Origin of the sequence: Streptomyces himastatinicus ATCC 53653, from assembly GCF_000158915.1 — a bacterium.
GTDB classification, from domain to species: Bacteria; Actinomycetota; Actinomycetes; order Streptomycetales; family Streptomycetaceae; genus Streptomyces; species Streptomyces himastatinicus.
Genome location: NZ_GG657754.1, coordinates 5,390,719 through 5,401,293, shown reverse-complemented (window position 1 = coordinate 5,401,293; position 10,575 = coordinate 5,390,719). Strand labels below are relative to the sequence as shown.

At 72.5% G+C, this 10,575-nt stretch carries 9 protein-coding genes and 1 pseudogene; 2 read left to right on the top strand and 8 right to left on the bottom strand.

Annotation, left to right across the window (positions count from 1 at the left end):
- The first annotated feature begins 84 nt into the window (after nt 1-84).
- A complete protein-coding gene (locus SSOG_RS22850) occupies nt 85-1,989 on the top strand; it encodes a response regulator transcription factor (protein WP_009716612.1) in 1,905 nt (634 codons plus the stop codon).
- Nucleotides 1,990-2,051: 62 nt separating this feature from the next.
- On the opposite strand, the gene SSOG_RS22845 is transcribed toward SSOG_RS22850, so the two are convergent.
- The 8 genes and pseudogenes from SSOG_RS22845 to SSOG_RS22810 form a co-directional block, all read right to left on the bottom strand.
- Nucleotides 2,052-3,704, bottom strand: a complete 1,653-nt coding sequence (locus SSOG_RS22845; RefSeq protein ID WP_039938425.1) for a long-chain fatty acid--CoA ligase — start codon at nt 3,702-3,704, stop codon at nt 2,052-2,054.
- 102 nt (nt 3,705-3,806) lie between these two features.
- Complete coding sequence (locus SSOG_RS22840; RefSeq protein ID WP_009716610.1) at nt 3,807-4,337, bottom strand: SigE family RNA polymerase sigma factor; 531 nt, start codon at nt 4,335-4,337, stop codon at nt 3,807-3,809.
- 189 nt (nt 4,338-4,526) lie between these two features.
- A complete protein-coding gene (locus SSOG_RS22835; RefSeq protein WP_009716609.1) occupies nt 4,527-5,375 on the bottom strand; it encodes a DUF1906 domain-containing protein in 849 nt (282 codons plus the stop codon).
- Nucleotides 5,376-5,428: 53 nt separating this feature from the next.
- A pseudogene (locus SSOG_RS22830) lies at nt 5,429-6,596 on the bottom strand (lipid-transfer protein).
- Entirely contained in the window at nt 6,593-7,012 is a 420-nt protein-coding gene (locus tag SSOG_RS22825; RefSeq protein WP_009716607.1) for a MaoC family dehydratase, read from the bottom strand. The pseudogene SSOG_RS22830 and the gene SSOG_RS22825 overlap by 4 nt, the downstream one beginning before the upstream one ends.
- Complete coding sequence (locus SSOG_RS22820) at nt 7,009-8,160, bottom strand: acyl-CoA dehydrogenase family protein (RefSeq protein ID WP_009716606.1); 1,152 nt, start codon at nt 8,158-8,160, stop codon at nt 7,009-7,011. The genes SSOG_RS22825 and SSOG_RS22820 overlap by 4 nt, the downstream gene beginning before the upstream one ends.
- On the bottom strand, nt 8,160-9,155 hold the full coding sequence (locus SSOG_RS22815) for a bifunctional MaoC family dehydratase N-terminal/OB-fold nucleic acid binding domain-containing protein (RefSeq protein ID WP_078510373.1): 996 nt from the start codon (nt 9,153-9,155) through the stop codon (nt 8,160-8,162). The genes SSOG_RS22820 and SSOG_RS22815 overlap by 1 nt, the downstream gene beginning before the upstream one ends.
- Nucleotides 9,152-10,393: an acyl-CoA dehydrogenase family protein gene (locus SSOG_RS22810; protein ID WP_009716604.1), complete on the bottom strand. Its 1,242-nt coding sequence runs from the start codon at nt 10,391-10,393 to the stop codon at nt 9,152-9,154. The genes SSOG_RS22815 and SSOG_RS22810 overlap by 4 nt, the downstream gene beginning before the upstream one ends.
- Between SSOG_RS22810 and SSOG_RS54880 the strand changes: the two genes are divergently transcribed.
- Nucleotides 10,388-10,575: hypothetical protein (locus SSOG_RS54880; protein WP_208867371.1), on the top strand; the 188-nt coding region annotated here is incomplete at its 3' end. The two genes, SSOG_RS22810 and SSOG_RS54880, sit on opposite strands and share 6 nt — an antisense overlap.

The following is a 10,575-nucleotide window of genomic DNA, read 5'->3' as shown; positions in this document are numbered from 1 at the left end:
GGTCGGTGCCGGAGCAGGGCCAGCCCCAGCAGCATTTCCCAACGTCAGGACCAGCCTCAGCCGCAGCCCGCGGCGGAACCCGGCGTGGCACGGTCCCCGTTCGCGCTGCCGCCGGCTGCGGCCGACCGGGCACAGCCCGGTGCGCTGCCGCCCGAGCTGGGCCCTGCGGGGCCCGCCGGGCTGGTCCCGGCGCAGCCCGGCGGCCGCGACCCGCGCATCGGCGCCCCACAGGCGCAGGCCCAGGCCCAGCCGCAGGGCGGTGGCCTGGCCGTACGGGGCGAGCCCGTGCCCCCGGGCGGCACCGCGCGGGGCGGACGCTGGCCGTCCGGTCCCGGTCAGGCTCCGCAGCAGGCACCGGCCCCGCAGGGCCAGAACCCGGGGCCGGGCGGGCCGCAGACCCCGCGTCCTGGCACGGCCGGGCCGGGCGCCGGACCAGGTGCCGGGCCGGGCGCCGGTGCGGGTGAGTCCGCCATGCCCGCGCTCCCCGCCGCCCGCACCCCCGAACAGCAGCAGCCCGCCTGGGGCGAGTCCCCGCAGGACTCCCTCGGCGGCCAGCAGGGGGCCCAGCCCAGCGGGCGGCGCCGCGCCCGCCGCCCGCTCGCCGAGGAGCAGCCGGAGTCCGCGCCCGGGGCGCAGCCCCCTGCCCAGCAGCAACAGCTGCCCGCGCAGCAGCTGCCTCCCGAGACACCGCGCAACGCGGCGCCCCAGGGCCCGCCCCAGAACGCGCGCCAGGCGCCCCAGGCTCCCCAGGGCCCGCCCCAAAGCCCCCAGCAGGGCGCCCCGCATGGCGCTCCGCAGGGCGCGGACACCACTCAGGGGCGCGCGTTCAGCGTGCGCACGCTGGGCCAGGGAGTGCCGTTCGCGCAGCAGGTCAGCGAACACCAGCGCACTCCCCAGTCGCAGCAGCCCCAGACGCCCTCCGGCGGTACGTCCACCGCGGGGTCCGGCAGACGGCGCAAGCTGGCCGCCCGGCCCGATATGGCGAACCAGAACGCCGCGGCGGACCTGGAGCCCGCGGGCACCCGCGCCCACCCCCAGGCCCCGGCGCAGGCTCCCGGCCAGGCCGGGCCCCCGCCCGGCGCACAGCCGCGCACCCAGCCCGGCCCGGGGCCGCAGCCGCCCCGCCCGGCCTCGCCGCAGAGTTCGGGGCGCGCCTTCGCGATCGGCGCGCCGGACGAGGGCGCGGAGGGCCCGGAGCCGCTGGACGGGCCCAACGGGGCCATCGAGATCGTCGACGACCGCACCCCGCCGCCCGACGACGAACTGCCCCCGGAGCCGCTGGACAACCCGCGCCGCCTCCTGGTGTGGCCCGCGCCGGACATGTCCACGCAGCAGGCGCTGAGCGACCGCGGCTACCGCCCGGTGATCGTCAACTCCCGTGAGGAGGTGGACGCGCAGATCGCCGCGTATCCGGCGGCGCTGTTCGTCGACCCGCTGACCGGGCCGATCACCCGGACGGCGCTCCAGTCGCTGCGGGCGGCGGCGGTCGCCGCCGAGGTGCCGGTGCTGGTGACGGCGGGTCTCGGCCAGGCGACGCGGGAGGCGGCGTACGGGGCCGACCCGGCCGTCCTGCTCAAGGCGCTCGCCCCGCGCGACAGCGAACAGCATCCGCCGCGCGTCCTGCTGATCGAGGAGCACGAGCCGATCGCGGCGGCGCTGACGGCGGCCCTGGAACGGCGCGGCATGCAGGTCGCCCGGGCCGCGACGGACGCGGACGCGGTGGCGCTCGCGGGGCGTATGCGGCCGAACCTGGTGGTGATGGACCTGATGCAGGTACGCCGCCGCCGGGCCGGGATCGTCGACTGGCTGCGCGGCAACGGGCTGCTCAACCGCACCCCGCTGGTCGTCTACACCTCCGCGGACATCGACCCGGCGAACCTGTCGCGGCTCGCCTCGGGCGAGACGGTGCTGTTCCTCGCGGAGCGCTCGACGAGCGCGGAGGTGCAGGCCCGGATCGTGGACCTGCTGGCGAAGATCGGCACCAACTGAAGGCTCGGCAGCGGCTGAGGGCCGGACCCCGCTGAGGGGAACGGCCGTCGGCGCACGCGCCCTCAGTCGAGCGTGGTCACTTCCAGCTCCCCGTCCGCGTACCGCTTCCGGATGACCTTCTTGTCGAACTTCCCCACGCTGGTCTTCGGCACCTCCGGGATCAGGGCCCAGCGCTCCGGCACCTGCCAGCGCGCGATCCGCCCGGCGAGGAACTCCCGCAGCCCCTCGTAGTCCACGGTGGCGCCCTCCTTCAGCACCACCGTGGCGAGCGGGCGCTCGTCCCACTTCTCGTCGGGCACCGCCACCACCGCCGCCTCGGCGACCTCCGGATGGCCCATCAGGTGGTTCTCCAGCTCGACCGACGAGATCCATTCGCCGCCGGACTTGATGACGTCCTTCGCCCGGTCGGTCAGGGTCAGATAGCCGTCCGGGGAGATCGTGCCGACGTCGCCGGTCTTCAGCCAGCCGTCCTCGGTGAACTTGTCCTCCGGCCGCATGGGCTCGCCCGCCGCCCCGCCGTAGTACGCGGCCGCGACCCACGGTCCGCGCACCTCCAGCTCGCCGACCGCCTGCCCGTCCGCGGGCACGACCGCGCCGTCGGGCGCGATCAGCCGGTACTCCACGGAGGCAGGGAACCGGCCCTGCGTCACCCGGTACGGCCACTCCTCCTCCGCCGTGAGCCCGGCGGGCGGATGGGCCATGGACCCGAGCGGCGACAGCTCCGTCATGCCCCACGCGTGCACGACCCGGATGCCGTGCCGCTCCTCGAACGCTTTCATCAGGGACGGCGGACAGGCCGATCCGCCGATGTAGACATGGGTGAGGCTCGATACGTCCCGTGGCGTGGCGCCGAGTTCGGCGAGGAGGCCCTGCCAGATGGTGGGGACGGCGGCGGCGAGGGTGGGCCGGGCGGCCTCGATCATGTCGGCGAGCGGCGCGGGCTGGAGGAAGCGGTCGGGCATCACCATCGAGGCGCCCGCCATGAAGGCGGCGTGCGGGGTACCCCACGCATTCGCGTGAAACATGGGCACCACGGGCAGCAGGGTGTCCTTCGCGGACAGGCCGAAAGCCTCGGCGCTGTTGACCTGCATCGAGTGCAGGTAGATGGAGCGATGGCTGTAGGCCACACCCTTGGGGTCGCCGGTCGTGCCGGAGGTGTAGCACAGGGCCGCGGCCTGGCGCTCGTCGGTCACCGGCCAGGGGTAGCGCTCGGGGCGGCCCTCGATCAGTTCCTCGTAGTCGTGGACGCGGGCCCGGCACCCGTCCAGTACGGAACGGTCGCCCGGACCGGTGACGACGATGTGCTCCACCGAACCCAGCTCGGGCAGCAGCGGCGCGAGGAGCGGCAGCAGCGAACCGTTCACCACGATCACGCGGTCGGCGGCGTGGTTGACGATCCAGGTCAGCTGGCCGGTGGGCATCCGGAGATTGAGGGTGTGCAGCACGGCGCCCATGGAGGGGACCGCGAGATACGCCTCCAGATGCTCGCAGTTGTTCCACAGGAGCGTGCCGACGGTGTGCCCCTGCTCGACACCCAGCTCGTCGCGCAGCGCGTTCGCCAGCCGGGTGGCGCGCAGGCCCACATCGTGGAAGCTACGGCGCTGCGGCTCACCGCCACCGGTCCAGGTGACCACCTGAGCCGTGCCGTGGGCCAGCGCTCCGTGCTCGAGGATGCGGGTCACGGTCAGCGGTACGTCCTGCATCGTGCTGAGCACCGTGGCCTCCAGGGTTTTACGGTTACGCGCGGGTAGTCCGCCGATTGTGCAAGCGACCGGCTGGTATGTCACTACCCCTCCGAGCCCTGGGACCACTCGCCGTCAGGCCGCGCGGCACAGCTCCGGGTCCTCGCGGAGCTTGCCGAGGGCGCGGGAGACGGCGCTCTTGACCGTGCCGATGGACACCCCGAGCAGCTCCGCCGTCTGGGCCTCGCTCAGGTCCTCGTAATACCTGAGGACGACCATGGCCCGCTGACGGTCCGGCAGCCGCAGCACCGCGCGCCACATGATGTCGCGCAGGACCTGCTGTTCGGCGGGGTCGGGGGCGGGGACCGGATCCGGCTCGGGCAGCTCCTCGCACACGAACTCGTCGACCTTGCGCTTACGCCACTGGGAGGTCCGGGTGTTGACCAGCGCCCGGCGCACATAGCCGTCCAGCGCCTTGTGGTCCTCGATCCGCTCCCACGCGATGTACGTCTTGGTCAGCGCGGTCTGGAGCAGATCCTCGGCGTCACAGGCGTTGGGCGTCAGCGAGCGGGCGGTGCGCAGCAGCATCGGCCCCCGGGCCCGTACGTACGAGGTGAACGACGGGAACGCGGCGGGGGAAGCCCCTGGGCACACGGTCGTGGTCATGACCCAACGCTAGGGAGTGAGCGGCTCACCGCGGATCGGCCACAAGTGCCGAAGCCGAATCAGCCTGAGGTTGTAGGGGTAGGGCCGGCAACACCTCCTGCGGATGGAGAGGGTGCGACTTCCGTCAGGGTTGTGCCGTCAGGGTTATGCCGGAGAGGGTCCCCCTCCGGCCGACGGTCCGCCGACGGCTCAGCTGATGATCGCGACCGGCGCGTCCACCTTGTTGCGGTCGATCTGGAGCGTCCGGCCGCCGTGCTTCTCCTTCACGTTGCCCACGTACTGATGGATACGGCGGTGCGGATGCCAGGCCGTCTTGGCCAGCACCGGCTCACCGGCCAGTGCCGCCTTCCCGTTCCAGCGGGCGAACCACATCACGGAGGGAAGATCACGAATCCCCGCTCTCCGGGACTTCTCCAGGTGGCGCACCCCCGACTCGGCGCTGCTGTAGAAACCGGGGAAGAAGCCGTGCGACCGCACCTCGCGGTTCCAGCCGCGGATGAAGGAGAGCGTGGTGGCCGCGCAGCTCGCCTTCCCCTGGTCGTACGCCTCCATGTCCAGATAGAGCGCGCTGCGCTTCTTCATCGCCAGCGCCTTCGCGCGGGCCACCGCGTCCTTCCCCTCCTTGCGTCCCTGGGCCCAGGGCGTGCTGCCGATGGGGACGTGCCTCTTGTTCTTGTTGCGGACGCAGGGGGACTGGGACCCCACGAAGATGGGCAGCACATGCCACCCCATGCTCTTCACACCGCGCATCCAGGCGACGCTGAGGTTGGGCTGGCTGGGGCAGGCCCGGCCGCGGCCCGCGTAGTAGACGCCGACGGCGCGGTACCGGGAGACGTTCCACGCGCGCAGAGCGGCGAGCGTGGGGGCGTGACAGGTGTCGAAGCCCCAGCCCTGGAAGACCTTGGCGCCCAGGGGACGAGGGTCGGGGAGGGCTTCCGCCGAGGCGGCGGCGGGGCCGCTGATCGCGGTGGCCAGCACCGCGATCAGACTGGCAGCCCAGCCCATGAACATCCATCTGCTCTTCTTTCCTCGGTTCATATGAGGAGTGAATGTGGACACCGGACGGCCGGTGCCGCAGACACGCGCGTGGTTCAGCCGTCTGCGCCGAGGAGAAGCCCGGATGTCGGTACCCCGGTACCCGCGGTGACCAGTGCACGGGCGGCGTGCGGCACCTGGTTGACGGCGGTGCCGCGTATCTGGCGGACCGCCTCCGCTATCCCGTTCATCCCGTGCAGATAGGCCTCGCCGAGCTGACCGCCATGGGTGTTGAGCGGCAGCGCGCCCTCCGCGACGCATCCGGCCGCCTCGCCCCGCCCGCAGAAGCCGAACTCCTCCAGTTGCATCAGCACGAACGGCGTGAAGTGGTCATAGAGGACGGCCACATCGATGTCCGCGGGGGTCAGTCCGCTGCCGTTCCACAGCTGCCGCGCGACCACGCCCCATCTCCGGCAGCCCGGAGAGGTCGTCCCGGTAGAAGCTCGTCATCTGCTCCTGCGCCCGGCCCGAGCCCTGCGCCGCCGCCGTGATCACGACGGGCGGGCGCGGAAGATCGCGGGCCCGCTCGACGCTGGTGACCACGATCGCCTGGCCGCCGTCCGTCTCCTGACAGCAGTCGAGCAGCCGCAGCGGCTCCACGATCCACCGGGAGGCGGCGTGATCGTCCAGGGTGACCGGCTTGCCATGGAAATACGCGGCCGGGTTGGTGGCGGCATGGCGGCGGTCGACGACGGCCACCTGACCGAAGACCTCGGGCGTCAGACCGTAGGTGTGCAGATAGCGCTGCGCGGCCATGGCGACCCAGGAGGCGGGGGTGAGCAGTCCGAAGGGCAGCGACCAGCCGAGCGCCGCGCCCTCGGCCGACGGCTCACGGTGCTGCACCCCGGATCCGAAGCGGCGCCCGGAGCGCTCATTGAACGCGCGGTAGCAGACGACGACCTCCGCCACCCCGGTGGCGACGGCGAGCGTGGCCTGCTGCACGGTGGCGCAGGCGGCGCCCCCGCCGTAGTGCACCCGTGAGAAGAACGTCAGCTCGCCGATGCCGCATGCCTGGGCCACGGTGATCTCGGGGCTGGTGTCCATGGTGAAGGTGACCAGCCCGTCGACCTCGGCCGGGGCGATCCCCGCATCGTCCAGCGCCGCCCGGACGGCCTCGGCCGCGAGCGTCAGCTCGCTGCGGCCGGAGTCCTTGGAGAACTCGGTGGCGCCGATGCCCACGACGGCGGCCCGCCCTCCGAGCCGGTCCGGCCGACGGGCGCTCATCGGACCGCTCCGGTCGGGGAGCCGGTGGGCAGCTCCACCGTGACCGTGCCGGTCACATGGCGGCCTATGCCGTTCGTCCCGGTCACCGCGACCTCCGCCGTGCCGTCGGCGACCGAGGTGACTTCGCCGGTCAGCACCATCTCGTCCCCGGGATAGTTGGGGGCACCGAGCCGGATGGCAACCTTCCGGAGGTGGACCCGCGGCCCGAAGTGGTCGGTGATGTACCGCCCGACCAGGCCGTTGGTGGTCAGGATGTTCATGAAGATGTCCGGGGAGCCCTTCTCCCTGGCCGCCTCGGCGTCGTGGTGCACATCCTGGTAGTCCCGGGAGGCGAGGGCGCCGGAGACGATGAGCGTCCGGGTGATCGGGATGTGCAGCGGGGGCAGTGCCTCACCCGCACGGACCGTGACCGTCATGCGGCCGCCTCCTCCGTGAGCAGGGTGCCCAGCTCGGCCAGCAGGGCGGGGGCGGGGCCCAGATACGCGTCCAACTGCCGCCCCCACAGGAAGTGCCGGTGCACCGGGTGCTCCACGTCGGCGCCGATCCCGCCGTGCAGATGCTGCCCCGCGTGGACGACCCGTCTGCCTGCCTCACAGGCCCACCAGGCGGTGGTGAGCGCATGGGTGGCCGCGGGCAAGCCCTGGTCGTGGCGCCAGGCCGCCTCGTAGGCCGTCACCCGAATCGCCTCGGTGTCCATATGGGCATCGGCCGCGCGCAGCAGCACGCCCTGCTGGGCGGAGAGCGGGCGCCCGAACTGCTCGCGGACAGAGGTGTGGTGCACCACCCGCGCGACCGCTCCCTGGCAGACGCTCGCCTGCAACCCGGCGAACGCGGTACGGGCCCTGCCGAGCACATCGGCCCAGACGCCGTCGTCGTCGCCGAGTGGCTCGGCGGGTGCGTCATGGAGCGTGAGCCGCCCCTCTTTTCTTGGTGCGGTGGTCTCAACGGATTCTGTCTGGATGGGGGATTCGGTCCGCACGGGCACGCCGGAGGGATGCGTGGCAGGGGTGGTCTGGGCAGGGGAAGGCGGGGCAGAGGGGGTGGGGGCCGAGACCGGCTGGGTCTCGATGAGGAAGCAGCGGGTGCGCCCCTCCTCGGTGAGCGCCGGGACCAGCACATGGGTCGCCGCCCGCAGCCAGGGGACCACCGGGAACGTGCCGCTCAGCGCCCACCCCTCGGAGGTCCGGCGCGCAGAGGCCGTCGGCCGCCAACTGGCCCGGTACGCGGCCGTCGCCACCGCCGTACCGTCCCGCAGGGCGGGCAGCAGCCGCGCGCGCTGCTCGGCGGTGCCGTGGGCGGCCACCGGCAGCACGCCATACGAACAGCTCGCCGCGAGCGGCACCTGGGCGGTCACCCGGCCCTGTTCCTCCAGCAGCAGCACCAGACCGACCAGGCCGATCTCCTCCACGGCGGCGGGCAGCCCCGCCGCGCAGAGCGCCTTCCACAGCTCACCGTCGACGCCGGTGCCGAGCGCCGACAGCCGCTCATGGGTGGACAGATCGCCGAAGATCTCCGCCGCCAGGTCCCGGGCGGCCTGCTGCTCCGGGGTGGGTGTGAAGTCCATCAGGCCACCGCCCCTCGGAAGACGGGCAGCTCCAGCTCGTCATCGGCCCGCAGGAACTCCAGCTCCACGGGCATCCCGATGCGCACCTTGTCGTGCGGCACCCCCGTGATGTTGCTGACGATGCGGACTCCCTCGGCCAGCTCGATCAGGCCCACCGCATACGGCGGATCGAAGGCGGGGAAGGGCGGATGGTGCATGACCACATAGCTGAACACCGTGCCCGCGCCGGACGCCGCGACCGTGTCCCACTCCGGCGAACCGCAGCCACCACACCCCGGCAGCCAGGGGAAGCGGAGGGTGCCGCATCCGGTGCAGCGCTGGATGAGCAGCTGGTGAGCGGCGACGCCCTCCCAGAATCCCGCGTTGTCCCGGTTGATCACAGGACGCGGGCGCCTCGCCTTCGGCTCCTGCTGCGGTCTCTGCTCCGGCTCCCGCTCCGGATTCGGTTTCTGATCCGGCTGCTGATCCGGCTGCTGATCCGGCTTCCGCCGCACCGGGGCGTACTTGAGGATGCGGAAGCGATGCGTCCCGACCAGCTCGCCGCCCGCCTGGATGTCCATCCGCGTGGTGACGAAGTGGCCCGTGCCCAGCTTGGTGGTCTTGCGCGGCGAGACCGACTCGATCACCGCGTCGAAGGTGATCCGGTCTCCCGGGCGCAGCGGCCGCAGATACTCCTGCTCGCAGTCCGTGGCGACGACCGAGGTACAGCCCGCCTCGTCGAGCAGCGCCAGCAGCTCGTCATACGCCTCCGACCGGGCCGAGCCGCCGGGGTGACCGCCGAGCCCGCCCATCGTCCAGGCCTGGAGCATCGTCGGCGGCGCGATGCCCGGATAGGCGGGGTTGGTGTCGCCCATCGCCTCGCACCAGTGCCTGATCATGGGCTCGTTGACCGGGTCCCTGCCTTGGCCCCCGCTCGCCGCCACTCGGCCCTCGTACGCCCTCAGCTTCTCGTACCACTCCTCCGGCTCGGCGCTCATCGCCGCCTCAGCTGTCATCGCCGACCCCGCCGCATGCCGAGCCGCATCGTCGCCACGATCTCCCTCTGCACCTCACTCGCCCCGCCCCCAAAGGTGTTGATCTGCGCGGCCCTGTTCATCCGCTCCAACTCGCCGTCCCCGAACGCTCCCGGCGACCCCGACCGGATCAGCCCCGCCTCTCCCGCGATTTCCTGACACAGTGAATACACCGCGACCGCGCTTTCGGTTCCGGCGAATTTGACGCCGCTCGCGTCGCCCGGGCTCAGCGTCCCCGCCCCCACGTCCCCGACCAGCCGCCAGTTGAGCAGCCGGGTCGCCGCCAGCCGGGCGTGCGCCTCCGCCAGCCGGGCCCGTACCCAGTCCTGGTCGGCGAGTCGGCCCCCGGTGTCCGGATCGGGGGTACGGGCGTGGGCGAGGACGGCCTCGTAGAAGTCCTCGGCCTGCATGCCGATGGCGGCGAGCGCGACCCGCTCGTGGTTGAGCTGCGTGGTGATCAGCCCCCAGCCGCCGTTCTCCTCGCCGACGAGATGGCCGGCCGGCACGCGGATCGCGTCGTAGTAGGTCGCGGTGGTGGTCAGGCCCGCGACCGTCTCGATCGGCGTCCAGGAGAAGCCGGGGGCGTCGGTCGGCACCAGGATGATCGAGATGCCCTTGTGCTTGGGCGCCGCCGGATCGGTGCGGCAGGCGAGCCAGATCCAGTCGGCGTTCTGGGCGTTGCTGGTGAAGGTCTTGGCGCCGTCGATCCGCCACGATTCGGCGCCCGCCCCGCCGGGACCGGAACCGGCACTGCCGGGACCGTCACCGGCACTGACCCCGTTCTCCCCGTTCACCTCGCGCACGGCCTTGGTGCGCAGCGAGGCGAGGTCGGTTCCGGCCTCCGGTTCCGAGTAGCCGATGGCGAAGACGATCTCCCCGCTGAGGATGCGCGGCAGGAAGAACCGCTTCTGCTCCTCGGTGCCGTACCGCATCAGGGTCGGGCCGACCGTGTTGAGCGTGACCATGGAGACCGGCGCGCCCGCCCGGTACGCCTCGTCGAAGAAGACGAACTGCTCGTCGGGGCCGCGCCCTTGGCCGCCGTACTCGACCGGCCAGCCGAGTCCGAGCAGCCCGTCGGCGCCGATCCGACGCAACAGCCGCCGCTGGGCTGTTGGGTCGCCCGGCAGCGCCGCACGGGTCTCTGGCGTGATCAGCTCGCGGAAGTAGGCGCGGAGTTCCTCGCGCAGCTGCCGCTGGCGGGGTGTGGGGGCGAGGTGCATGAGCAGCGGACTCCCCTGGGCTCGACGGTGTCGGATGACCGCACGGGAAAGCTTTCTGACTATCCGTCAGATAAATTGGCGCTGTCAAGCACGCGCCAGCTCACTGCCAAGCACGACCGCGCGGCGGCACCGAAGCGCCGCCGCGTGACCGTAAACGACCTCACCCGTCCCGTTCACTCAAT

Coding starts and splice junctions, on each gene's coding strand:
- SSOG_RS22840 (WP_009716610.1), bottom strand. CDS start 4,337: ATGACCACGACCGTGTGCCCAGGGGCTTCCCCCGCCGCGTTCCCGTCG.
- SSOG_RS22835 (WP_009716609.1), bottom strand. CDS start 5,375: ATGAACCGAGGAAAGAAGAGCAGATGGATGTTCATGGGCTGGGCTGCC.
- SSOG_RS22825 (WP_009716607.1), bottom strand. CDS start 7,012: ATGACGGTCACGGTCCGTGCGGGTGAGGCACTGCCCCCGCTGCACATC.
- SSOG_RS22820 (WP_009716606.1), bottom strand. CDS start 8,160: ATGGACTTCACACCCACCCCGGAGCAGCAGGCCGCCCGGGACCTGGCG.
- SSOG_RS22815 (WP_078510373.1), bottom strand. CDS start 9,155: ATGACAGCTGAGGCGGCGATGAGCGCCGAGCCGGAGGAGTGGTACGAG.
- SSOG_RS22810 (WP_009716604.1), bottom strand. CDS start 10,393: ATGCACCTCGCCCCCACACCCCGCCAGCGGCAGCTGCGCGAGGAACTC.